The 24,051-nt window shown below is 65.0% G+C and carries 25 protein-coding genes; 5 read left to right on the top strand and 20 right to left on the bottom strand.

Features of this window, described 5'->3' with window-relative positions; all coding sequences use genetic code 11:
• Positions 1-41: 41 nt before the first annotated feature.
• From ftsH to tolQ, 10 genes are all read right to left on the bottom strand, one after another.
• Positions 42-1,964 (bottom strand): ATP-dependent zinc metalloprotease FtsH, encoded by a 1,923-nt coding sequence (gene ftsH, locus N2604_RS09260; RefSeq protein WP_035998585.1) that lies wholly within the window; start codon positions 1,962-1,964, stop codon positions 42-44.
• 256 nt (positions 1,965-2,220) lie between these two features.
• Positions 2,221-3,300: a tRNA lysidine(34) synthetase TilS gene (tilS, locus tag N2604_RS09255; RefSeq protein ID WP_260374432.1), complete on the bottom strand. Its 1,080-nt coding sequence runs from the start codon at positions 3,298-3,300 to the stop codon at positions 2,221-2,223.
• Positions 3,301-3,422: 122 nt separating this feature from the next.
• Entirely contained in the window at positions 3,423-4,520 is a 1,098-nt protein-coding gene (gene ybgF, locus N2604_RS09250; RefSeq protein WP_260374431.1) for a tol-pal system protein YbgF, read from the bottom strand.
• Between the two features lie 208 nt (positions 4,521-4,728).
• Positions 4,729-5,217: a peptidoglycan-associated lipoprotein Pal gene (gene pal / locus N2604_RS09245; RefSeq protein ID WP_018641585.1), complete on the bottom strand. Its 489-nt coding sequence runs from the start codon at positions 5,215-5,217 to the stop codon at positions 4,729-4,731.
• 256 nt (positions 5,218-5,473) lie between these two features.
• Positions 5,474-6,205, bottom strand: coding sequence for an N-acyl amino acid synthase FeeM domain-containing protein (locus N2604_RS09240; protein ID WP_260374430.1), 732 nt, complete (start codon positions 6,203-6,205; stop codon positions 5,474-5,476).
• Positions 6,206-6,356: 151 nt separating this feature from the next.
• A complete protein-coding gene (locus N2604_RS09235; protein ID WP_260374429.1) occupies positions 6,357-8,687 on the bottom strand; it encodes a bifunctional diguanylate cyclase/phosphodiesterase in 2,331 nt (776 codons plus the stop codon).
• 258 nt (positions 8,688-8,945) lie between these two features.
• Positions 8,946-10,292 (bottom strand): Tol-Pal system beta propeller repeat protein TolB, encoded by a 1,347-nt coding sequence (gene tolB, locus N2604_RS09230; protein WP_409241726.1) that lies wholly within the window; start codon positions 10,290-10,292, stop codon positions 8,946-8,948.
• Positions 10,293-10,333: 41 nt separating this feature from the next.
• Complete coding sequence (locus N2604_RS09225) at positions 10,334-11,293, bottom strand: protein TolA (RefSeq protein WP_260374427.1); 960 nt, start codon at positions 11,291-11,293, stop codon at positions 10,334-10,336.
• Between the two features lie 4 nt (positions 11,294-11,297).
• Entirely contained in the window at positions 11,298-11,750 is a 453-nt protein-coding gene (tolR, locus tag N2604_RS09220; protein ID WP_025034102.1) for a protein TolR, read from the bottom strand.
• A 43-nt stretch (positions 11,751-11,793) separates the two neighbouring features.
• On the bottom strand, positions 11,794-12,510 hold the full coding sequence (gene tolQ / locus N2604_RS09215) for a protein TolQ (RefSeq protein WP_172784782.1): 717 nt from the start codon (positions 12,508-12,510) through the stop codon (positions 11,794-11,796).
• A 417-nt stretch (positions 12,511-12,927) separates the two neighbouring features.
• Between tolQ and N2604_RS09210 the strand changes: the two genes are divergently transcribed.
• Positions 12,928-13,446, top strand: coding sequence for a DUF2231 domain-containing protein (locus tag N2604_RS09210; protein WP_260374426.1), 519 nt, complete (start codon positions 12,928-12,930; stop codon positions 13,444-13,446).
• Positions 13,447-13,456: 10 nt separating this feature from the next.
• Here N2604_RS09210 and N2604_RS09205 read toward each other — a convergent pair whose 3' ends face one another.
• From N2604_RS09205 to N2604_RS09185, 5 genes are all read right to left on the bottom strand, one after another.
• The gene (locus N2604_RS09205; RefSeq protein ID WP_260374425.1) at positions 13,457-14,224 is read right to left on the bottom strand and encodes a serine acetyltransferase; all 768 of its coding nucleotides are present in this window, start codon (positions 14,222-14,224) and stop codon (positions 13,457-13,459) included.
• Between the two features lie 190 nt (positions 14,225-14,414).
• Complete coding sequence (locus N2604_RS09200) at positions 14,415-14,906, bottom strand: DUF2852 domain-containing protein (RefSeq protein ID WP_260374424.1); 492 nt, start codon at positions 14,904-14,906, stop codon at positions 14,415-14,417.
• Between the two features lie 121 nt (positions 14,907-15,027).
• Entirely contained in the window at positions 15,028-15,768 is a 741-nt protein-coding gene (locus N2604_RS09195) for a TetR/AcrR family transcriptional regulator (protein WP_260374423.1), read from the bottom strand.
• Positions 15,769-15,968: 200 nt separating this feature from the next.
• Positions 15,969-16,334, bottom strand: a complete 366-nt coding sequence (locus N2604_RS09190) for a hypothetical protein (RefSeq protein ID WP_260374422.1) — start codon at positions 16,332-16,334, stop codon at positions 15,969-15,971.
• A 48-nt stretch (positions 16,335-16,382) separates the two neighbouring features.
• Positions 16,383-16,787, bottom strand: coding sequence for a YciI family protein (locus N2604_RS09185; protein ID WP_260374421.1), 405 nt, complete (start codon positions 16,785-16,787; stop codon positions 16,383-16,385).
• A 270-nt stretch (positions 16,788-17,057) separates the two neighbouring features.
• Here N2604_RS09185 and N2604_RS09180 point away from each other — a divergent pair, with 270 nt between their 5' ends.
• From N2604_RS09180 to N2604_RS09170, 3 genes are all read left to right on the top strand, one after another.
• A complete protein-coding gene (locus tag N2604_RS09180; protein WP_260374420.1) occupies positions 17,058-17,846 on the top strand; it encodes an SDR family NAD(P)-dependent oxidoreductase in 789 nt (262 codons plus the stop codon).
• 163 nt (positions 17,847-18,009) lie between these two features.
• A complete protein-coding gene (locus N2604_RS09175; RefSeq protein ID WP_260374419.1) occupies positions 18,010-18,447 on the top strand; it encodes a hypothetical protein in 438 nt (145 codons plus the stop codon).
• A 396-nt stretch (positions 18,448-18,843) separates the two neighbouring features.
• Positions 18,844-19,194 (top strand): hypothetical protein, encoded by a 351-nt coding sequence (locus N2604_RS09170; RefSeq protein WP_260376188.1) that lies wholly within the window; start codon positions 18,844-18,846, stop codon positions 19,192-19,194.
• A 104-nt stretch (positions 19,195-19,298) separates the two neighbouring features.
• On the opposite strand, the gene N2604_RS09165 is transcribed toward N2604_RS09170, so the two are convergent.
• From N2604_RS09165 to N2604_RS09150, 4 genes are all read right to left on the bottom strand, one after another.
• Positions 19,299-19,712, bottom strand: coding sequence for a VOC family protein (locus N2604_RS09165; RefSeq protein WP_260374418.1), 414 nt, complete (start codon positions 19,710-19,712; stop codon positions 19,299-19,301).
• Between the two features lie 29 nt (positions 19,713-19,741).
• On the bottom strand, positions 19,742-20,281 hold the full coding sequence (locus N2604_RS09160; RefSeq protein ID WP_260374417.1) for an SRPBCC family protein: 540 nt from the start codon (positions 20,279-20,281) through the stop codon (positions 19,742-19,744).
• A gap of 184 nt (positions 20,282-20,465) precedes the next feature.
• Positions 20,466-21,752, bottom strand: a complete 1,287-nt coding sequence (locus N2604_RS09155; protein ID WP_260374416.1) for an RNA polymerase sigma factor — start codon at positions 21,750-21,752, stop codon at positions 20,466-20,468.
• Complete coding sequence (locus tag N2604_RS09150) at positions 21,749-22,117, bottom strand: YciI family protein (RefSeq protein WP_260374415.1); 369 nt, start codon at positions 22,115-22,117, stop codon at positions 21,749-21,751. The genes N2604_RS09155 and N2604_RS09150 overlap by 4 nt, the downstream gene beginning before the upstream one ends.
• 140 nt (positions 22,118-22,257) lie before the next feature.
• Between N2604_RS09150 and N2604_RS09145 the strand changes: the two genes are divergently transcribed.
• Complete coding sequence (locus N2604_RS09145) at positions 22,258-23,223, top strand: glyoxylate/hydroxypyruvate reductase A (protein WP_260374414.1); 966 nt, start codon at positions 22,258-22,260, stop codon at positions 23,221-23,223.
• Between the two features lie 88 nt (positions 23,224-23,311).
• On the opposite strand, the gene N2604_RS09140 is transcribed toward N2604_RS09145, so the two are convergent.
• Positions 23,312-23,980, bottom strand: a complete 669-nt coding sequence (locus tag N2604_RS09140; RefSeq protein ID WP_260374413.1) for a TetR/AcrR family transcriptional regulator — start codon at positions 23,978-23,980, stop codon at positions 23,312-23,314.
• Between the last annotated feature and the right edge of the window lie 71 nt (positions 23,981-24,051).

The raw sequence follows: 24,051 nt of genomic DNA, 5'->3' as shown, positions 1-24,051 counted from the left end.
GCGTTTCCGCCGCGTTTTTCGATCTCAGCTGCCGCTTGGAACTACGCCTGCGGCTGCGGCTCGAGGCCGGGATCCGGATCGGGACGCGGGCGCGGCTTGCCGGCCGGAGGCACGGCGGAGGCGCGCGGGGTGGTCGGCTCGAGCACGGACTCGCGGTTCGGCTTCTTGCCCTTGAGCAGGTCGACGATCTCATCGCCGGTCAGCGTCTCGAACTCGAGCAGGCCCTTGGCCAGCGTCTCGAGATCGGCGCGCTTCTCGGTGAGGATGCGGGTCGCTTCCTTGTAGCCTTCCTCGACCAAGCGCTTGATCTCGGAATCGATCTTCTGGACGGTGGCTTCGGAGGCGTTCTGCGTGCGCGACACCGACATGCCGAGGAAGACCTCGTCCTGGTTCTCGCCATAGGAGACGGTGCCGAGCTCCTCCGACAGGCCCCAGCGCGTCACCATCATGCGGGCCAGGCGCGTGGCCTGCTCGATGTCGGACGCCGCGCCCGAGGTCACCTTCTCGCGGCCGAAGATCAGCTCTTCGGCGACGCGGCCGCCCATCATGATGGCAAGGCGCGAGGTCATCTGCTCCAGCGACATCGACAGCTTGTCGCGCTCGGGCAGCTGCATGACCATGCCGAGTGCACGGCCGCGCGGGATGATGGTCGCCTTGTGGATCGGATCGGTCGCGGGCACGTTGAGGCCGACGATGGCGTGGCCGCCCTCGTGATAGGCCGTCAGCAGCTTCTCTTCCTCGGTCATGACGAGCGACTTGCGCTCGGCGCCCATCATCACCTTGTCCTTGGCCTCCTCGAACTCGGCCTGCGTCACCATCCGCTTGTTGCGGCGGGCGGCGGTCAAAGCGGCTTCGTTGACAAGGTTCATCAGATCGGCGCCGGAGAAGCCCGGCGTGCCGCGCGCGATGGTCTTGAGGTTGATATCGGGCGCCAGCGGAACTTTACGAACATGCACCTTCAGGATCTGCTCGCGGCCGACGACGTCGGGGTTCGGCACCACGACCTGACGGTCGAAGCGGCCCGGACGCAGCAGCGCGGGATCGAGCACGTCGGGACGGTTGGTGGCGGCGATCAGGATCACGCCCTCGTTGGCCTCGAAGCCGTCCATCTCGACCAGCAGCTGGTTCAGCGTCTGCTCGCGCTCGTCATTGCCGCCGCCGAGGCCCGCGCCACGGTGACGACCGACGGCGTCGATTTCGTCGATGAAGATGATGCAGGGCGCGTTCTTCTTGGCCTGCTCGAACATGTCGCGGACGCGGCTCGCGCCGACGCCGACGAACATCTCGACGAAGTCAGAACCGGAGATGGTGAAGAACGGCACGTTGGCCTCGCCCGCGACCGCACGCGCGATCAGGGTCTTACCGGTGCCGGGAGGGCCGACCAGCAGCACGCCGCGCGGAATGCGGCCGCCGAGGCGCTGGAATTTGCCGGGGTCGCGCAGGAATTCGACGATCTCCTGCAGGTCCTGCTTGGCCTCATCCACGCCGGCGACGTCCTCGAAGGTGACGCGGCCATGGGCCTCCGTCAGCATCTTCGCGCGCGACTTGCCGAAGCCCATTGCCTTGCCGGCGCCGCCCTGCATCTGCCGCGACAGGAAGATCCAGACGCCGATCAGCGCGATGAAGGGCAGCCAGGAGACCAGCAGCGAGACGAACCACGGCACGTTGTCGCCAGGCGGCTTCGCGGTGATCTGCACCTTGCTGTCATAGAGGCGCTTTACCAGCGTCGGGTCGTTCGGCGCGTAAGTCTGGAAGCTGGAGCCGTTGGTGAAGGTGCCGTGGATGTCCGGCCCCTGGATCACGACGTCGCGCACATTGCCGCGGTCAACCTCGCTCAGCAGCTGCGAGAAGGCGATGTCCTGCGAGGAGGCCCGCTGACCCGGATTCTGGAAGAGCGTGAACAACGCCAACAGCAGCAAAACAATGATGACCCAGAGGGCGAAATTGCGCAGATTGGCGTTCATCGATCTTCCTTCGTGGTCGCGCGGATCGCGGCCCTGATCCTTGGGTCGTTACTTTCCGTCAATGCGAGGAAATCCCAAGGAATCCTCATCGTTAGACGCATACAATTTAGGTGCCGCCCCGGTCGCTGCCAAGGGAACGAGATGGGACTATTTATCCCATCTTACCGCGATTCCCGCTGAAATAATGGCGCCAAAACCGGGGTTTTTCCTGCCTGGTTAAGGTGGCCTGACGGGCACGGACCCGAATTGACCGGTGTCATGATCCGCCCTCTTTCACGCGCTCATTGCCCTTGCGCCGCCGGGCCGGCGCCGGCGCAATCTGGATACGCCCGCCGGCAAGGCTGATCAAGGCTCCCGCAAGGGTCTGCTTCAGGACCGGCCGGCCATTTGTGGCTGCACGGGGGCCGGCGATCGCCCGATCAAGCATGGACATCAGGGTTTCGACCTTGCCGAGTTCCGCCGGCCCTTCATGGCCGAGCGCGTTGATGGCCCGCAGCAGCAGCCGCAGCCGCACCTCCTCCGGCAGGGCGGCAAAGGCCGAGGCCTCGAAGCTCCGGACGCCAGCCTGCGGCGCATCGCCGCGATCCCGCAAGCGGAGGAAGCGCTCGGCGCCGTCGGCGAGCACCTCGACCGCCGCATTGGCCCGCGCCAGCCTTGCCGCGAGCCGCGCCAGATTTCTGGCATCGCCGCCCTCGGTCGCGAGAAGCGGCAGCAGCGCGCGCAGCCGCGGCCGGGTGAAGGCGGTGTCCCGGTTGGTGGGATCCTCGGCAAAGCCGATCTTCGCCCGCCGCAATGTCGCGATCAGCTGCGATTTCGCAACATCGAGAAACGGACGCGCCAGCACGATTCCGTCGCGCGCGATGAAAGGAGCCATGGCCGAGAGCCCGGCTAGTCCGCTGCCGCGGAACAGGCGCATCAACACGGTCTCGGCCTGGTCGTCGCGGGTGTGGGCCGTCAGCACATGGCTCGCACCGGCGGCACGCGCGGCCTGTGCGAGCAGGCGATAGCGGGCCTCGCGCGCGGCGGCAGGCAAGCCCGTCTTCGGCTTTTCGCCGCGCCAGCGCAGGGTCCGGTGCGGCAATCCGAGCGCGGCGGCGAGCCGCTTGACCTCGCGCGCTTCGCGGGCGGCTTCCCGGCGCAAGCCGTGATCGATCGTGACGACCGTGATTTGCGGGCCTCGCGCAAGGCTGCGCTGCCAGCGGGCCGCGAGCCACATCAGCGCAACCGAATCGGGCCCGCCGGAGACCGCGAGCACCAGCGCCGGCGCATCTTTCAGGCCCGCGAAGAGCCGCTTCGCCTCGCGCGCCGAGATCGGTGAATTGTCGTCGCCTGACATGACGCTGCAATCGTCCGCGGATGGACCGAGTGTTTAGCGCAACGCCATCCGCTTTGTCAGCGCCTGGACGAGATGCCCGCCGGGGGGAGGTGAACCGCCGTCAGCCAGTCAAGTCTCACTCGCTAGCACTTCACCCGCTTCTGCTCGCGATCGACGGTGGCTTTGACGCTCGCCGAGGCGCGCGGATATTTGCGGCCGACCTCGCCGAAGGCGGCGCAGGCGGCCTCCTTCTCCTTCAGCGCGGCAAGCGACTGGCCGAGCCGCAGCAGCGCATCCGGCGCCTTGGCCGATTTCTCGTATTTGGTGGTGACGGCGAGGAAGGCTTCGGCGGAATCGCGATATTGCTGGCGCTGGAAATAGCTCTCGCCGAGCCAGTATTGGGCGTCGCCGACCAGCGGGTCGCTCGGAAATTTCTGCGTGAAGTTCTTCATGGTCTGCTCGGCCAGCGCGTAGTCCTTGCGCTGCATGTAGCCGATGCCGAGGTCGAACTCGTCGCGCGGCGTCGCCGAGGGCGGCAGGGTGGCCAACGCAGCGCCACCGGCCGGGGCGGGATAACCCGATTGTGCCGGCGGATAGCCGGGCTGCGCGGCTGGCGGCACACCTTGCTGGTAGCGGGGGCTGGTATTGGCGAGATCGAGCGGCTCGCCCGCATTGCGGCCGCCGCCAGGCGTGACCGCCGGCATCGGCTGCTGCCCGCCGCCGAGTGCGCGCGGCGCACCGGGCGCGTTCGGATTCTGGTTGGGGTCGAAAGCATCGCCGCGGCGGCGCGTGCCGGGCGCGCCGGGCGCCGGCTGCTCCTGGACGATCGGCGCGGGCGCGGCGATCTGCGGCTGCTCATAGCTCGGCGGCGCGGCCTGGCTCGGCTGCACGGCCTGCTGTTGCGGCGGCTGGCGATAGCCGGGCGCCACCTGCCCCGGTGCAATCTGGCTCGGTGCGACCTGCGCGGGCGGCATCGCCGCGACGTTGGGTGCCTGCCCGGGCGCGCCTTGCGCGCCGCCCTCGAGCGCCCGCAGCCGCTCTTCGAGCTGGCGGTTGCGATATTGCAGCTCCTCGTTCTGGCCGGTGAGCTGGCGCAGCCGGTTCTCCAGCCGCTCGATCCGCATCTCCGGGTCGGCATCATCCGACTGTCCGTAGCCCGATTGCGCAAGTGCGGGCGAGCACAACGAGAGCAGCGCGGCGGTGGCCACGGTGCCGGTAAAAACCTTAAATCTGGATGACATCTTGCCCTGACGACGAAAGCGAAATGGCCTGCGACGGAACCCTCGACGCGCCACAGATTGAAGTGGAGTACGCCAAAAATGTGACTGATACCAAGGGGTTTTCAGTCACAGAATGCTGAAACGAAACCGGCGCCCCGTGAGGGCGCCGGCATCATCCAATTCCAAAGCTGAACGGCACCTGACTGACCGCTGCGGACCTGACTGATCGTCAGGAGCTCGCGTTCAAGACGGTCACCGCGCGGCGGTTCTGCGACCAGCAGGAGATGTCGTTACAGACGGCGACCGGCCGCTCCTTGCCGTAGGAGATCGTGCGCATGCGGTTCGGGTCGATGCCGCGCGAGGCGAGGAACGAACGCACCGACTGGGCACGGCGGGCGCCGAGCGCGATGTTGTATTCGCGGGTGCCGCGCTCGTCGGCGTGACCTTCGATGGTGAAGGAGTAGCGCGGATAGGTCTGGAGCCACTGCGCCTGCTTCTCCAGGGTCACGATCGCCTGCGGGGTCAGATCGGTCTGGTCGCTTTCGAAGAACACGCGGTCGCCGACGTTGACGACGAAGTCCTGCTGGCTGCCCGGCGTCGCCGCATTGGCCATCGCATCCGTCGCGGCATTCTTGTTGGCGCAGGCGCCCATCGACAACGCGACGGCGAGCACCGCGGCCAGCTTCAATCCCTGGAGGATACGCATAGGATGTTTCATTCCGGAGCCTCCACGCTCACGTTAGTCCACTGCTGTCCGGTCTACAGGGGGTTGGTTAAGCGAACGTTCCGTCAACCTTGACGGAACCTTGCCACAGCCGGTCAAATGCCCCCAACCAGCGAAAAGCAAACGCCATGGTTAATGGGTTGTAAATGTGGCGCGAGGGTGAACGCAAGCCGGTCGATGATCAAAACACCATTCCGGCAGGATCGACCCCGGCGGCCGAGCGGCTGCAGCCGCTCACGGACTGAAGGGTTCAGGCCGGCGCAGCCACGCCGGCAACGAGAACCGGCCGCGATGGGGCAATCCGGGGGGTGCTACGTTCGAACAGCATCCGCCGCTCGAACGCACTCGATCGCATGATGGGGAAACGCGTGAGGATCTTTTCCCGGACTCTGGGATAGTCCGAGGCCATCAGGACGGCTTTCTTCGTCGGCCAGCCCGGAAATGAACGCGGCTCGGTGAGAGTCTCGGACAGGAACACGCGGCGGTAGAACGCCTGATGATCGATGCGCACCATCGAGAGTCCGACATCGGCGTTGAAGTGCTCGCAGGCGACGAAAGGAAGCCGCACCGTCAGATAAGGCAGTTCGGGGAACCGCTGCTGCATTTCCGGATCAGCGACGAATCGACAGGGGTCTACAAAGACCTCGCCCCGGTCCAGGCGGGGATGCAGCACGTCACCGAACACTTCGGTCGTGTAGGACATCCGCCATTCGAATGTCAGAACGTGAATGCGGACGGCACTGCAGAGCTCGTTGTCGACGTAGACCCCGAAATTCCAGACGTTGGGCGCGTCGTCGAAACGGTCGGTGACCCGCTGGGATTCCGACGGCGGAATCAGCCCGGCGTGCAAATAGGCATGGTAACGCATCCGATGGAGGCGATCCTTGTCCTCTTCCGTTTCGATGAGCCGATAATCGATACGCTCAAACAGCGCGGCTCCGCGTGGAACAAGCGCCATTTGCGGTTCGGCCCCGGACTTCATCGACAACCCCTACGCTGCAAGCAACTTCTGCGAGTGAGCACAAGTTAATAGTTCCTTAAAGAAATTGCAAAGCGTTAGAAACGTTAGGGTTAACCTTTTGCGCCCCGTAGAAACACCGACAAGAAGAACCTTTGTGAAGTCGGAAGGAAGGTCAGGCGATCGATCGCGCCGAAGCTGCGAGGGACTGATCGTTGCCGCCGCGAACGCCGTAAGAGGCATTGAGCAGCTGACGAATGCGCACGGCAGGGACAGGCCGGCTGAACAGGTATCCTTGCGCTTCGGTTACTGTCCCGTCGGCGTTGATGAGCTCGAGTTGCTCGTTGGATTCGATTCCTTCCACCACCACCGACATACCGAGGTCGGCGGATAGCCGCGCCACACCCCGCAGCAGCGTCAGCGGACGGTCCGAGTCGATGCCTTCCAGGAAGGAGCGGTCGATCTTCACCTTCTGCATGGGGAAGTTGTGCAAATAGCTGAGGCTGGAATAGCCGGTGCCGAAATCGTCCAGCGAGATGCGCACGCCGAGCGCGTGCAATTGCGACAGGATGTCGTGCGTCAGCTGGGTGTTACGCAACAGCGAGGACTCGGTGATCTCGATCTCGAGCCGATGCGCCGGCAGTCCCGACACTTCGAGGGCATAGCGGATTTCACTCAGGACGTCGCGCTGGTGGAATTGCTGCGGCGAGAAGTTGACGGCGACGCTGACGCCTTCCGGCCACTTCATGCATTCCACGCAGGCGCGGCGCAGGATCCAGCGGCCGAGATCGACGATCAGGCCCATGTCCTCGGCGACCGGGATGATGTCGATCGGCGATACCGTGCCGCGCACCGGATGATTCCAGCGCAGCAGCGCTTCGCAGGTGGTGATTTTGCCGGACTTCAGATTGACCAGCGGCTGATAGAACAGCTCGAACTCCTCGTTGGCGAGCGCCTTGCGCAGGTCGAGCTCGAGGATGCGGCGGGCCTCGACGGTCGCCGCCATCTCGTCGCGGAAGAAGCAGAAGGTGCCGCGGCCGTCGGCCTTGGCACGGTACAGCGCCATGTCGGCGTTCTTGAGCAGCGTGTCGGCGCTGGTGCCATCCGGCGAGGTCAGCGCGATGCCGACGCTGGCGCCGATCTCGACCAGGTGATTGTCGATGCGATAGCGCTCGCTCAGCCGCTCGACGATGCGGCGGGCGAGCGCCGCTGCATCCTCCGGCGAAGCGAGGTTCTGCTGGAACACGACGAACTCGTCGCCGCCGAAGCGGGCGACGAAGTCTTCGGGACGCAGCATCTCGCGCAGGCGGTTGGCCACCGCACACAGGAGCTGGTCGCCGCAGGGATGGCCGAGCGTGTCGTTGACCTGCTTGAACTGGTCCAGATCGATGAACAGCAGTGCGGAGAGCCCCTCGCCATGGTGCGCGCTCGCCAGCAGTCGCTCGATCTCGTCGCGGAAGCTGACGCGGTTCGGCAGCGCCGTGAGATCGTCGAAGCGAGCCAGATGGCTGATCCTGGCCTCCGCCGTGCGCCGCTCCGTAATGTCCTCGAGCAGCACCACCGCACCGCCGTCAGCCATCGGCTGGACGGTCCATGACAGCGAACGGTTCCTTTGCGGATCGGGGTCGGCGGTGATGATCTCTTTCGCATGCGCGTTTTCGATATCGGCAATGATCGCCGCGCCGCTCGCAGCCGAAATCGCCCCCCCTTCGACGCATGCGGCGACGATGCCGCGCGCAGTCGTGCCGCTCTGGGCGAGATTGTCTGGCAGGTTCATCATGGCGGCGAAGCGGTGATTCATCACCGCGAGCTGACCGTCGATGCGAAACATGCAGAGCCCGTGCGGCATGTTGTTGAGCGCCGTGTCGAACTGGCCGGCGAGCGCGGCCTCGCGTTCGCGTGCGACCACTGCGCGCAGGAATATCTTGTGCAGATTGCCGGACAGACGCATGACCGAAAGGAGGAACGCGGCGCACACGACGGACATCGCGACGTAATACGGCGTGCGGTGCAGCGCCAGCGCGATCACGGCCGGTCCGAAGATCAGAGTGGCTTGCAGACGAAATATCCATTGTCGTCCATAAGCCCTCCCAGCCCCTCCCGCCACGATTCCGGTGGTCACCGAGAGCGCAATCATGTGAGCGACGGCGTCCTCATTGCTCAACAGCGTTGTGGAACACCAGAGACCAATCACGGCAGCCTGAATGAGCGCGCCAATCTGGTAGCGCCTCTGCCAACGCGCCGCTTGTTCCTCGCTCAGAACCGATTTTTTGGCCTGGTACCGGCTGAGATCGAAGGCACGGATAGCTCCCGCAAGAATGAGCAGCGGAACAAAGCCCCAAAGCAGCATCTGTCCGGTCTTGAGCGCCGTCAGCGAGGCCGAAAACGCCGAGAAGACAATGCCGGTCAGCACCGTCCCCGGAGCTTCGAACAGCGAATCGGTCAGCGCCGCCGAAATGGTCGGCGAGGCCGGGTCAGGCTCTCCGCTCTGGCTTGCGAACTGCATTGTGTTTGTACGCGCGTCCTGTTCTGCCGCGTACTTTTACCCACTTCAGGTGAAGCCTTTCTGAGGGAACATCGTTAAAGTCGGGTTGTTTTTCGGCAATAGCGAAGCTATTTCCGCTGACATATCAAGCAGGTAGGCAAGTCTTGCCGGGGCACAGGGTGAAGGAAGTGTTGCCCTCGGTAGAGAACGCGGAAAAATCGGCGCGCTTTTTCGAAAACATCGCGCGTCTGAACGAGCGATGTTTAAGCTGCGATATTGTCAGCCCGACGTCGAGGACAAGAGCGGCGACCATGCCGGGTCCGAGGCAAAGCCCGGCGTCGGCACCTTCAATTCGTTGCGGCCGGAGATGTCGACCGAGTATAGCGACGGCCCGCTGTTGCCGCCGGGATCGCGGAAGAACATCAGCACGCGGCCGTTCGGCGAGAAGGTCGGGCCTTCGTTGTGGAAGCCGGAGGTGAGCAGCCGCTCGCCCGAGCCGTCCGGCTTCATGACGCCGATCGCGAATTGTCCGCCACCCTGGCGGGTGAAGGCGATGTAATCGCCCTTCGGCGACCACACCGGGGTGGAATAGCTGGCGTTGGTGTCGTCCTTGGAGAAGGAGATGCGCTGCGCCTGTCCGCCGCCCGCACTCATCACGTAGATCTGCGACCTGCCGCCGCGATCGGATTCGAAGCAGATGCGGCTGCCGTCGGGCGAATAGGACGGCGAGGTGTCGATCGCCGGCGTGTCGGTGAGACGCGTGGTCGAGCGCGAGCGCAGATCCATCACGAACAGGTTGGAATTGCCGCCCTGCTGCAGGCTCATGATGACGCGCTGGCCGTCCGGCGAGAAGCGCGGCGCAAAGGTCATGCCGGGGAAATTGCCGACGATCTCGCGCTGGCCGGTCTCGATGTTGTAGAGATAGACCTTCGGATCGCCCTGGCCGAATTCCATGTAGGTGATCTCTTGCGAGTTCGGCGAGAAGCGCGGCGTCAGCACGAGGTCCGAGCCGCGGGTCAGATAGCGTACATTGGCGCCGTCCTGATCCATGATCGCGAGCCGCTTGACGCGGCGCTCCTTCGGCCCGGTCTCGTCCACGAACACGACGCGGCTGTCGAAATAGCCCTTCTCGCCGGTCATGCGCTCGTAGATCTGGTCGGAGATGATGTGGGCGATGCGGCGCCAATATTCCGGCGAGGTGAAATATTGCTGGCCGGTGAGCTGCTGGCCGGAGATGACGTCCCACAGGCGGAATTCGGCCTTGAGGCGGCCGTCGGGCTGCCGCGTCATGCGGCCGGTGACGAGCGCCTGCGCGTTGATGGTCTTCCAGTTCTGGAATTGCGGCGCGACATCCATGTTGCTGATGCGCTCGATGAAGGCGGCCTGGTCGATCGGCGCGAACAGGCCCGAGCGCTTCAGATTGTTGGTGATGACCTGCGTGACGCCGTTGCCGACGTCGCCGTCGGACGGCGAGCCGGGCAGGAAGTTGCTGATCGCGATCGGGATCGGCTGGAATGCCGTGGGATCGATGCGCAGGCGCCCCTCCTGCCCTTGAGCGAAGACGCGTCCACTCCCGAGCATCGCGAGCGTCGATCCGGTCAGGGTCATGAAGCGGCGGCGGTTCATCGAGCTCACGTCATTCATCGCAAAATTCTTTTGTTCGGATGTCACAACATATCTTTCAGGCCGAAAGTCATCGGAATGAGCTTCCAGCTCTCGTACTGCTGCTTCGGCATGAAGGAATAGACCTGGCACTGCACGATGGCACGCTTGGCGCTCTCCGCCACGGCCTGTGCAATCGACCGCGACGGTCCACGCACTGCGACGACGATCGGCTCGGAGGCGAGCGAACCGTCGATCTTCATGGGGATGTCGATGTCGGCCTCGTACTGATCGGCATCCTGCCCGTTATAGGTGGGGGTGAAGCAGCGCTTGACGGCGCCCTGGAATGCACCGCGCCAGGTCGCAACATTGTTGGCGGCCGTTCCGGTTGCTGCTCCCAGCGATGCCGACGCGTTCAGCGTCGAGCCGGCGAGCTCGTGCCGGGTCGCGGCGCGCTTGTCGAGGTCGCGCTGGATCTGCGCGGGATCGAAAGTGCGCTCCTTGGGCTTCGGCTGCTGCTGCGGCTGCACCGCCGCGACCTTCTGCTCCACGGGCTTCGGCGGCGGCTTCTTGGTCTCCATCTTCTTCTGCAGCTCGGCGATCGGATCTTCCTTGGCCGGATCAGGCTTCTTCTCCTGCGGCTTCGGCTCTTCCTTCGGCTTGGCCTCGGCGACGGGCTTGGGCGGCTCCGGCTTCTTCTCGACCGGCTTCTCGACGGGTTTCGGCGGCGGCTCCGGCTGCGAATTGGTCTTGATCAGCTCTTTCTTCTCGGTGACCTTGCCGACGGCGTCTTCCTCGGGCTTGGCTTCGGCGATCTTCTCGACCTTGGGCTTCGGCTCTTCCTTCTTGCCGGTTTTCTGCCCCGCCATCATCTTGGCGAGCTGGTCGGTGGTGATGATGTCGACCGGAAGCGACTCCTCCGGCGCGACATAGGCCTTGCTGCTGAAGGTGACGAGCCCCCATCCCAGCACGAGGACATGCAGGGCAATCGACGCAACGAGTGTCTTGTCGACGTTCACCTTCACGGCCTCAAGACCCCTGATCCGCTTCCGTGACGAGGGCCAGCTTCTTGAATCCGGCGCCCGAGAGCTGGCCCATCACCTTGGCGACGGTGCCGTAATCCGCCTTCTTGTCGGCGCGCAGATAGATGCGCTCCTCGAGCCCGCCGCGCGCATCGGTGATCGCCTTCAGCTTCGGGATCAGCTCGTTCAGCGCAATCTCGGTATCGTTGATGAACACCTTGCCCTTGATGTCGACCGACATCTGGATCGGCTTCTGATCGTTGTTTTCGAGGCTCTTGGCCTGGGTCTGGGGCAGGTCGAGCGGCACGCCGACCGTCAACATCGGCGCCGACACCATGAAGATGATGAGCAGCACCAGCATGACGTCGACCATCGGCGTGACGTTGATCTCGGCCACGACCGGCTTGCGCCGGCCGCGGCGCCCGCCGCCGCCGGACGAACTCGCAACGTTCATGGCCATGATCGCGTGCCCAAATTGCCCTTCACACTATACATGCCGTCCGTCAGCCTCGCTCGTCGATCTGACGGGACAAGATGGCGGAAAATTCATCAGCGAAGCCCTCGAGCCGCTGGGCCTGCCGGTTCACCTCGGAGGTGAACTTATTGTAGAAAATAGTGGCAGGAATGGCGGCGATAAGGCCGACCGCGGTCGCAAACAGCGCCTCGGCGATACCGGGGGCGACCACCGCCAGGGAGGTATTTTTCGACGCCGCGATCGACTGGAAGCTCGACATGATGCCCCAGACCGTGCCGAACAGGCCGACGAAGGGGCCGGCAGAGCCGACGGTTGCCAGCACCAAGAGGCGCCGCTCCAGCCGCTCGACCTCGCGCGCGATCGAGACGTTCATCACCTTGTCGATGCGCATCTGAAGCCCTGCGACCGAGCGGGCATGGCTCTCGAACGAGCGCTTCCACTCGCGCATCGCCGCCACGAAGCAGGCTGCCATGGAATGCGTCGGCTTTGCCGACAGCGTGCGATAGAGCTCCTCGATCGACTCGCCCGACCAGAACGCCTGCTCGAAACGGTCCATCGAGCGGCGGGTGCGCGCGTAGAGAAAGATCTTGTCGATGGCGATTGCCCAGACCCAGACCGAGCAGGACAGAAGTCCCAGCATCACCGCTTTCACGATCCAGTGAGCCTGCCAGAACAGCGCAATCAGCGACACGTCGGCGGAGGCAGCAACCGGAAGGGCTGACTGAGCCAATTCGGCCGGATTCATAAGCAATATCCTCTCAAGGCGATCGTTACCTACGTCCTTCGGCGAGCAAATCTCGGCCGGTATTCCCCAACAGCCGCGCTGGACCCGCGCGGCCGGCAAGCCTGCTCAAAGCCTTGTCTTTCTGGGGTGCAGGGCTGGTCCAAAGGCTCGTCCAAAGCCGGCCGCCTGCATTCCCCGCCAAGATGTCAAAACTAAGGGGCCTCGACCCCAGGCCTTGACGTCGGGCTCCGGGCACGCCTGTCCAGCCTTACCAGAGCCCGCCGATGGTTAATGCGGGGTTACCGGCGGCGCATTTGGCTGCGGGAAAGGCAGTCCGTGCAGTGGGATCGGCACGAGTTCCGCGCACACGGTGCGGCCGGAGGAACCCGCTTTCGCGCCAAAAATTGTCCGGAAAATCACTCTCAGCGAGGTCTTGCCATGTCCATCAACCCCAAGACGACCGCCGCGATCGGCGATCATCCGCTTCACCCCATGCTGATCCCGTTCCCCGTCGCGTTCCTGGTCGGCGCCCCCGTCGCCGATCTGGCCTTCATCGGAACCGCCGATGGTTTCTGGGCGCGCGCCGCGATGTGGCTGATCGGCGCCGGCATCGTCATGGCTCTGGTTGCCGCCGCCGCCGGCTTCACCGACTTCTTCAGCGAGCCCCGCATCCGCCGCCTGAACGATGCCTGGTATCACATGGTCGGCAATCTCGCGGCGGTCGTGCTGGCCCTGGTCAATTTCTATCTCCGCTACGCCCAAGGCGCGGAGGCGGCGATCAAGCCGTGGGGCGTCGTGCTGTCGCTGGTCGTCGTCGGCATCCTCCTGTTCACGGGATGGAAAGGCTGGGAGATGGTCTACCGCCACCACGTCGCGGTGCTGGATGCGCCGGGCCAGACCAGCTCGGAGCCGGTCAGCCCGCATCATGGCGGCGAACGCCATCGCCGCGCCGCGTAAGCGAGGCCCCTCAGGCAGCGGAAGCTGCCTCGGGGCAGTTGGTCAGCCGCGCAGGATTGCCGACCGCCGTGCAGCCAGGGGGGATGTCGCGCGTCACCACGGTGCCGGCGCCGATCTTCGCGAGATCGCCGATGCTGATGTCGCCGAGGATGCTCGCGCCTGCGCCGATGAAGACGCCGCAGCCGATGCGCGGCGAGCGCGCCGGCAATTCGCTGCCGCGGCCGATGCTGACGTTCTGGAGAATGGTGACGTCGTCGCCGATGACGACGTTGGCGCCGATCACGATGCCGGTGGCGTGGTCGAGATACACCGCAGAGCCGAGGCTCGCGGCCGGATGAATGCTGACCTGGAGCACGTTCGAGGCCTCGTTCTGAAACAGCAGCGCGGCGTCGCGATGATGGTGGCGCCAGAGCCAGTTCGAGACGCGCCAGGCTTGCAGCGCGAGGTACCCCTTGAAGTGCAGCAGCGGCGGCAGCGGGCCGGCGACGGCGGGGTCGCTGCGCGCGATGGCCACGAGGTCTCGGCTGGCGGCTTCGATCAGCTCCGGCTCGCCACCAAAGGCGTCACGGGCAAAGGACGTGAAGCGCGCGCGTTCGGCACAGTTGCTGCCGAGCCGTTGACCAATCAAATTGGCCAGGGCCGCGGCGAAATCGTCATGAGCGAGAACGGCACTTGCGACGGCCTTGCCGAAAACAGGATCGGCCTTGGCCGCGCGCTGCGCCTCGTCGCGGATCCTTTGCCAAAGGCTGTCGCTCGCCATCGCCGCAGCTTCCGCCATTGCCGCCCTCGCTTCGCCTGCCGGTGACGGCGAATATAGGCGGTCCATATCGCGGCGCCAGCGCGACCTGACGACCTTGCGTTGCTCCAAGCCAAACCGCCCGCCTGCGGGTTGCGCAGACGGGCGGCTCGGGGCCATCAGGACTTTGGGGGCATGCGCCTGAAGGCTTTGAGAGGTGCAATTCTTCGGATCAGCCCTGCTGCTGGTCGGTCGGCGGCGGGGTCGGACGCGTCTTGTGCTGCGCCATGAACTGGTCGAACTCTTCCTTGTCCTTGGCGTGACGCAGACGGGTCAGGAAATCCTTGAACTCGCGCTGCTCCTCCTCGAGTCGCTGCAGCGTCTCGGCGCGGTATTCGTCGAAGGCCCGGTTACCGGAGGACGGCGGGCCGAAGCCAAAGCCGAAGCCGCGGCGCTCCATGCGGTCGCGCATGCGATCCATCTTGTACTGCATCTTTTCCATCTTGTTCTGCCAGCGATCCTGGTGGCTCCAGCACGACATTCTTCTGCTCCCGAGTGTGAAAAAGAGAAGGGCAAGTCCGATCGGCCACCAAATGATGAAGCCGAGAATGGTTACGGCGATCCAGCCGGGATGCCAGGGCGTATCGAGCATGCGGGGGCGCTCGTAGTGTTGGTATTGGTCCGAAGGGCCGCGCCATCGATTGACATCAGCGGTGTAGGCCATTTCCCATCTCCATCACGGCATCTGTGCCGTTGTGAATGTAAATAACATTTACATAGCTAGACCATCCCGCGATTTTGTCAAGCTGGCAGCAAGACACGCCCGCGTGATCATTTGCGCAATCTTATTTCGGCTTGCCCCAGGGGCCGCCCGGAGGCACGCCCGAACCGGAGGGAGCCTCCGGCGGCACCGGCGGCGGCTCGGCGCCCCTGGCCGGAGGACGGCGGTCAATCGGGAAGCCGAGGCCGCGTAGATAGATCAGCACCTCGGCCTCGAGCAGCTCGTCCGGCGACATCGGCAGCTTGCGTCGCGCGGCATCGCCGCGGGAGAACAGCGAGGCCACGCCGTGCGCCATCGACCAGATGTGCAGCGCCATCATCATCGCCGGCGGTCGGGGCGTGCCGGGCGGCGTCAGCGCGGCGAGGCGCTCGGCGGCGGCACGGATGACGCCGAAGGCGCGTTCGCCGGCCGCCATCAAGGCCGGATTGGCATCGACCGGCAGGCCCGATTCGAACATCGCATTGTAGAAGGCCGGCTCCTCGCGCGCGAAGCCGAGATAGGCCTTGCCGACGCGCTCGAAGGCGGTGACGGTGTCGGGCCGCCCGTCGTCCCAGGCCGCGGACAGGCGCGCCTCGAACTGCTCGAAGCCGCGCTGGGCGATCGAGGACAACAGCTCGTCACGGTCGCGGAAATGCCGGTACGGCGCCGCCGCGCTGACGCCGGCCATGCGTGCGGCATCGGCGAAGGTGAAGCCGGCCGCCCCCTTCTCGGCGATCAGCCCAAGGGCCGCCTGCAACAGGGCTTCCTTCAGATTGCCGTGGTGATAGCCGCGCTCGGCGCGGCGCTGCTCCTTGCGCCAGCTCATGTGAACGACCTTTACATGAGCCGGGCGTGAAGGTCACTAGCGGGGGCCGAGTTTGATTAACCCGTATTCTCCGCAGTCATTCCGGGGCGGCTCAAAGAGCCGAACTATGGTGCGCGCTTGCGCATCTGAAAATCTCGAGATTCCGGGTTCGATGCTTCGCATCGCCCCGGAATGACGGCCAACTTATTACTGCCCTGAACCTACATCTGCGGAATCGGCAGCACGGGCATGACCTCGATGGCCTCGCCCGGGAAAATCGCAAAATGCGGATGGTTCTCGAACAGCTTGGCAGCGTCCTCCTGCGAGGCGGCGCGCACCACGGTGAAACCGGTCAGCGCGTTGCTGACCTCGGTGATGCCGCTCCGGTCGATCCTGCGGGTCTTGCCGAGCGGGCCGCCCATCTCGACGATCACGGCTTTGTGCTTCTCGACCCAGCCGTGCCAGGCCGCCATGCCCTCCTGCTCCTTCGCCTTCCGTTCGGCCTCGGGCAGCGCGCGCCACGCCGCCATTTTGGATCCGCTCGTGCTGCCGAGATAGATGGCGAGGAATGTGTGTTCGGTGCTCATGGGTCTTCTCCTCAGGTTGATTGGGACATCGCGCAGCGGCTGTCTCGTCTACGTCTTCAGATCGTCAAACCCGGCGACGATCTCCTGCACTTCGGGCGAGTAATCGGCCATCTCCTGCACTTGGCGGACCTCGATGATCTCGTTGGCTGAAGCGGGACATTTCTTGGCCCAGGCGATCGCCTCGGCGCGCGAGGCGACCTCGATCATCCAATAGCCGCCCAGGACTTCCTTGGCCTCCGCGAAGGGCCCGTCGGTGACGACGGGCCGGCCGGTCGCAAACGAGACCCGTGCCCCGGTCGATGGTGGGTGCAGCCCATCGAGCGTGATCAGCACGCCCGCGTCCTTCAGCGCCTCGTTGTAGCGCATCATCGCGGCAACGCGCTCGGGATCGAGTTGAAGCTCCGGCGGCGCGTTCTCGTAGCCGAGCGGGATCATCAGCATCATGAATCGCATGGTAGTTCCTTGTTGCTCTCAATCATTCCGATATGCCCTGCGGGCGGAAAAAGGGCTGGCCCGCGCTCACCTCCAAGACGAACGGCCTTCTGCCGGGCCGACAGCGGGACAGGGATTATTTTGGAGGCCGCAATGCAGCCGCGGCTGGCGCATTCTGGGCCGCACCGGAGTCCATCGGCCTGGCGCGAGGCCTTTCACGCCGAAACGAAAGGGCAGTAAAAGGGGCCGGCGCTCTCGCACGCCCCTCCCGAACACAGGACAGATCAGCCAATGCCGCAAGCCACGCAAAAAGTCGCTCTCGTCACCGGAGCCGCCCGCGGCATCGGGCTTGCGACCGCGAAGAAGTTCCTCGCAGAAGGCTGGCGCGTGGCGCTGCTCGACATCGAGGGCGAGCTGCTCGGCCGCACGGTTGCCGAGATCGGCCAGAGCGAGGCGACGCTGGCGCTGACCTGCGACGTTTCGGACGCGGCCGCAGTCAGCGATGCGATGAGGGGGATCGAGCGGCGGTTCGGCCGGTTGGATGCGCTGGTCAACAATGCCGGCATCGCAGTGTTCGCGCCGCTGATGGAGACGTCGGAGGCCGACTGGCGCCGCGTGCTCGAGGTCAACCTCACCGGCCCGTTTCTCTGCACCAAGGCAGCCGTGCCCTTGATGCGCGACGGCAATGGCGGCGCCATCGTCAACATCACCTCGATCTCGGCTGTGCGCGCCTCGACGCTGCGCTCGGCCTACGGCACCAGCAAGGCAGGCCTTGCGCACCTCACCAAGCAGCTCGCGGTCGAGCTCGCCTCCCTCAACATCCGTGTCAACGCGGTCGCGCCGGGACCGGTCGACACAGCCATGGCCAAGCAGGTGCACACCAAGGAGATCCGCGCCGACTATCACGACGCCATCCCGCTCAACCGCTACGGCCTGGAAGAGGAGCTCGCGGAGGCGATCTATTTCCTGTGCTCGGGCAGCGCGAGCTACATCACCGGCCAAATTTTGGCCGTGGACGGCGGCTTCGATGCGGCGGGTATCGGCCTGCCGACGCTGCGCGGACAACGGCGCAACGGGTAGAACCTTGTAGGGTGGGTGAGCACTGCGGCAGCGCGAAGCGCGGCCGCCGGGCGTAGCCCCCTCCTTTCACGCGGCGAGAAAGATGGTGGGTTACGCAACGGACTGCGCTTCGCGCAGCCGTAGGCTAACCCACCCGACGAAACCTAAGTTGGTGGAGAGTGCCATGCAACGCATCACCTTCCTCAAAGCCTTGATGTTTGCATCAGCGCTGCTCGCCGTCACGCCCGCGGCGGCCGAGATCCGCATCATCCAGTCCCCGGGCGGACAGGTCGGGCCGTTCCTCGATCTGTTCGAAAAGGTGCGCGAGAGCGGCGAGCGCGTGGTGATCGACGGCCCCTGCCTGTCCGCCTGCACGCTGGTGCTGAGCATCGTGCCGGGCGAGCGCATCTGCGTCACCAAGCGCGCCGTGCTCGGCTTCCACGCCGCGCGATCGGTGGACCGGCGCGGGCGCTTCTATGCCGAGCCGGAAGCATCGGTCGCGGTGCTTGCCGCCTATCCCGGCCCGGTGCGCGACTGGATCAGCCGCCGTGGCGGTCTTAGCTCGCGGCTGCTGCTGTTGAAGGGGCGCGATCTCGCCGCGATCTATCCGCGTTGCCGCTGATACAGCCGGCAGCCGCCAACCGCTTTCAAAAGAGCGTCTGGATCACTGGCGCCAGCTTCGCGCTGGCGCAAATGAGCATTCCCCAAAGAGCAAAGTTGATCTGTAGCGCCGCCGCCATCGGTCGCTCCCCTTGCAAGTGACGTCCATCCCAGTTTGTAGCTTTTATGAATCACCAATAGCGATTCTGGCGTGCAGATCACAGCCCAATATTGCGCCAATTGTTGTGCGATGCAGCTCGCTTCATGAAGCGGCCTCACTGCGTCCGCAAAGTGATGCGAAAGCACGACTCATATTCGGCCATGCCGGCAAGCTTGTTTTGCCTTGAGTTCCATTGAACCGATGATGCGCGTGTCTTTCGCAGATTCTGCGCGCTGCTTATGGAGGCAAAAGCCCAGCATGATTCGACACGGCTTGATCGTGCTTACTTTTTGCACAGCGCTAATCGGATGCGCAGAGGCGCCTGCGCAGGAACGCCGCGCCATCGCATGGGATGGTCTCGGCAAGGATCCGAACCGTCCGCATGTCGCCAAGCGGCGCGTCACGACCGGCGCGCCGGCCGCAAGTGATCCGAATCAGGAGCGGGAAAAAGTGCTCGGCACATTGCGCCCATATTCCGAGGCGTGGTGGGCGGTCCAGGACGAGATACAGGCGGAGAACGACAGGCAGCTCGGCGCCAAGCTCGTGATCTGTCCTCGCTGCGTGGAATCGTCGCCCCCGCGCGAGGACGTCACCGGATCAATCCGGTGAGAGGAGAAACGGCCGATCGGCGCGTAACGTAACGAAGCGTACGTCCCCTCTCCCGCAGCATTGGAGAGAGGGGATCGCAACGCGACGGATCGCGGTCGCGCCCGTCACATGCCTTCGGCCGGGCAATTCACCATCCAGGGAATGCCGAACTTGTCGACACACATGCCAAAGCCCTTGGCCCAGAACGTCTTGCTGAAAGGCATGGTGACGCTGCCGCCGTCGGCGAGCGCGTTGAACTTGCGCTCGCCATCCGCGGGGTCCTTGACCGTGAGCGAGACCGAGAAGCCCTGCGGCTTGTGAAAGTGCTCGGCCGGCGCGTCGGAAGCCATCAGCACGCTGCCGTCGGGGAGCGACATGCGCGCATGCATGATCATCTTCTCGCGGCCGGGCACAGCCGGCATCTCCGGCGGTGCATCCGATGCGCGCATCATTGCGTCGATCTTGCCGCCGAGAACCTTGGCGTAATAGTTGAACGCCGCTTCGCAATTGTCCTGGTAGAACAGATAGGGATTGAGCATCGTTTCTCTCCTCTTCGTTGCAGTGACGCTTATTGCTTCTCGGTGAGCTTCTTCAGGCCGGCGAGGCCCGCCTCGAAATCCTTGCCGATCATGCTGTCCATGTTGATGAACACCTGCATGACCTTGGACAGGAACGGGGCCGGACCGTACATCGCCCATGTGACGAGTGTGGCATCGCCTTGCGGCACAAAGGTGAACTCGGCGGTGTTGTGTCCTTCGAACGGCCGCTCGAAATCCAGCTTGATGCGGAGCCTGGAGGGCCCGTTCGCCTCCAGGATCTCCATGTGGCCGGCGCCGACATTGTTGTTGCCGTCCCAGGCATAGGTCGCGCCCTTGCCTGCCCCGGTTCCGCCGAACGTCCGCCTCATGGCGGGGTCGCGGGTCTCATAGGGCGACCAGGCCGTCCAGCGATGGAAATCGGCAACCAGCGGATAGATCGCAGCGGCCGGCGCCTTCACGGCGAGCGAGCGCTCGACGCGGAACGTGTCGGGTTTGGTCAGGGCAAAGACGAGGACCGCGGCAATGCCGACGGCGAGAACGATGGCGATGACGGCAATGGCTTTCAGCATGAATGGCTCCCCTGGTACGGGCTAAGGACGAACGGAGATGGCGGGGGCCGACAAGATACGGAATGTTTTTGATCGTCATTCCGGGGCGGTCCGCAGGACCGAACCCGGAATCTCGAGATTCTCAGGTGCGCAAGCGCGCACCGGAGTTCGATGCTTCGCATCGCCCCGGAATGACGACGAGTCCTCACTTCGCCTTGGCGCTTTCCTTTGCCTTGGGCTGGCTGTCCCGGATCAGGCGATCGAGATGCATGCGGATGTGGGCGGCTTCGGCCGAGGTGTTGGCGAGCGCGATGGCGCGGTCGAAGGCGATACGGGCGTCGTCGTTGCGGCCGAGTTGCATCAGGAACGCGCCGCGTACGCCATAGAAATGGAAATAATTGGCGAGCTTCGGCGCCAGCGGCTCGATCAGATCGAGCGCGGCCTGCGGCCCGCGCACCTTGGAGACCGCAACCGCCCGGTTGAGCGTCACCACCGGCGACGGCTGCACCATTTCGAGCGCGCCGTAGAGCAGGTCGATCTCCGTCCAGTCGGTCTCCTCGGGCGTCGCTGCGCGCGCATGCAGCGCGGCGATCGCCGCCTGGATCTGGTAGGGCCCGCTGCGGCGGTGGCGCATCGCCTTGTCGATCAGCGCGAGGCCCTCCGCAATCATGGTGCCGTTCCACAAGGAACGATCCTGATCGTCCAGCAGGATCAGCGATCCGTCCGCGGCAAAGCGCGCGGCGCTGCGCGCGTGCTGCAACAGGATCAGCGCGGTCAGGCCCATGATCTCCGGCTCGCTCGGAAACAGCCGCAGCAGCAGCCGCGCCAGCCGGATCGCCTCCTCGCACAGCGGCTTCCTGATTTCGGCGGTGTCGCCGCTGGCCGAATAGCCTTCGTTGAAGATCAGGTAGATCATCGCCGCGACGCCGGCGAGCCGTTCGGAGCGCTCGACCGCGCCCGGCGCCTCGAACGGCGTGCCGGCCTCGGCGACCTTTGCCTTGGCGCGCGTGATGCGCTGCTCCATCGCCGCTTCCGAAACCAGGAACGCGCGTGCAATCTGCTTCACCGTGAGGCCCGAGACGATGCGCAGCGCCAGCGCGATCTGCTGCGTCGCCGGCAGCGCTGGATGGCAGCAGATGAACATCAGCCGCAAGATGTCGTCGCGATAGTGCGAGCCGTCGAGCCGCTCGGCGAGCGCGCCTTCGGCATCGTCGAGATCGGAGATCGCCTGGTCGTCCTCGGGCAGCGGCTGTTGCCTGCGCGCGCGTCGTACCTCGTCGATCGCAACGTTGCGGCCGACCATGATCAGCCAGGCAGCTGGATCGCGCGGCGGTCCGTTCTGCGGCCAGGTCTTGAGCGCGCGCAAGGACGCGTTCTGAAACGCCTCCTCGGCCGTGTCGAGATCGCGGAAATAGCGCAGCAGCGCGCCGACCGCCTGGGGGCGCGCCGAGGTCAGCGCAGTCTCGATCCAGGCGGTATCGGCCTCGCTCACGTCAGGTCTCCTCCGGGCCGGAACACGCCGACGGGACGCACCTCGTAGGCGCCGCCGGGATTGGCAGCACCCAGCTCGCGTGCGACGTCGAGCGCGTCGTCGAGGTTCTTGCAATCCACGATGTAGAAGCCGAGCAGCTGCTCCTTGGTCTCGGCATAGGGGCCGTCGAGCACCAGCGGCGGATCCTCCTTGCGCAGGGTCGCCGCCGCGGTCGTCGGCAACAGCCGCGCCACCGGCCCGAGCCGGCCTTGCTTGGTGAGCCTGTCCTGCACCACGGCGAGCTTCTTCATCACGGCCTCGTCCTGGTCCTTGCTCCAGGAGCCGACGAAATCCTCATCGTGGTAGCAAAGAATGGCGTAAAGCATGGGCGGCACTTCCCTCGTCTGTCTTAAAGACGGGCCAATATGCCCCGCGCCGACAGCGCTGCGGAAAAAATTTGCAAGAAAAATCCGGCAGATCGTGCCAAGGAGGGCTTTCTTGAGCGGAACCTGAAGAGGCACTTCGAATGACCATGGGCACACTGGCCGTCCTGATCAACAGCACGCAGCAGAACTGGCTGCCGGAGCGCTGGAAGGCCCGCTTCGACGCGGTCTGCGGGGACCGCCGCGTGGTGCTGCTGCCGGACGCCGGGCTCGATCCGGCGGAGGTGCATTATGCGGCGGTGTGGAAGCCGGTGCCGGGCGATCTCGGGGCGTTCCCAAATCTGCGGGCGATCTTCAACCTTGGGGCGGGCGTCGACGCGCTGATGGCCGACAAGAGCCTGCCCGAGGTGCCGCTGGTCCGCGTCGCCGTGCCCGATCTCACCAACCGCATGACCGAATATGTCGTGCTGCACGTTCTGATGCACCATCGCCAGGAGCTTTACCTGCGGCAATCGCAGCGCGAGAAGCGCTGGGAGCCCAGATATCAGTGGCCGGCGAGCGCGATCACGGTCGGCGTCATGGGATTGGGCACGTTGGGAGCCGATGCGGCCGGCGTGCTGCGGCGGCTCGGCTTCCACGTCGCCGGCTGGAGCCGCAGCCTGCGCACGATCGACGGCGTCGAATGCTTCCACGGCGCCGCCGGAATGGACACCTTCCTGCGCGTGACCGATATCCTGGTCAGCCTGCTGCCGCTGACATCAGACACGCACGGCATCCTCAACCGCGACGTCTTCAAAAAGCTCAATCGCACCAGCCCGCTCGGCGCGCCGGTGCTGATCAATGCCGGCCGCGGCGGCCTGCAGAACGAGGCCGATATTCTCGCCTGCCTCGACGACGGCACGCTGGGCGCGGCCTCGCTCGACGTCTTCGTGCAGGAGCCGCAGCCGAAGGACAGCCGGTTCTGGACCCACCCCAAGGTGGTGTTGACGCCGCACAATGCCGCCGACACCGACGCGGATGCGATCTCGGCCTATGTCGCCGAGCAGATCGCGCGGTTCGAGGCCGGCGGCGCGCTGGAGAACGTGGTGGACCGCGCAAGGGGCTATTGAGCCGGCGGAGAAGTCGAGCTTGCCAAGCAATCGCAGCGGCTGCGCGAAGAGGTGGATCGTTTCCTCGCGCAGATTCGCGCGGCGTAGCTCAGGCCTTGGTCCCGATCCCCAACATCACGTCGATCGCGCCCTTCACGATCGCCTCCAGCTCCTTGCGCGGCACGCGGGCGCGAGAGCGGATGGCGATGGTGTGGATGGTGGCCGATGCGATCTGCGCCAGCGCGACCGGATCGGCGCTCTCCGGCAACTCGCCCTTCTCCTTGGCACGGCGGAAGCAACTGGCAAACGCCTTGTCGAGCCCGGTGAGGCCGTCCAGCACCATGGCGCGGATCTCGGGATCGCCGACCGCCTCGGAGGCCGCAGTCACGACCGTGAAGCAACCGCGTGGCCCGGTGTCGCCGGACAGATAGATATCCAGCGCGGAAGCGTAGATGCGCTCCAGCCGCTGGCGCAGCGGCATCTCCTCGCGGAAAATCGCCACCATCGCCGCGCCTGCCTCGTCGCGATAGCGCTGATAGCTCTTGATGTAGAGCTCGCGCTTGTCGCCGAAGGCGCCGTAGAGGCTCGGCCGGTTCATGCCGGTGGCTGTGCTGAGATCGTCCAGCGAGGTGGCCGCGAAACCCTGCTTGCGGAACAGATCGAGCGCCTTGCCGAGCGCGATATCTGGCTCGTAGGCGCGCGGACGGCCGCGGCGCTTGGGCTCGCCGCGGGGTTGGGACTGATTGGCAGCAGCTGGCGGCTTCGATTTTTGTACCATTTCGCAATATAATCCTTGACCGCACCCATATTATGCAAGATGGTACAAAAATCAATCTGGCCAGGTTGAGC

It is taken from the genome of Bradyrhizobium sp. CB1015 (genome assembly GCF_025200925.1).
Lineage (GTDB): Bacteria > Pseudomonadota > Alphaproteobacteria > Rhizobiales > Xanthobacteraceae > Bradyrhizobium.
Note: the sequence above shows the minus strand (reverse complement) of the source record. Positions and strands in the feature narration are given on the sequence as shown.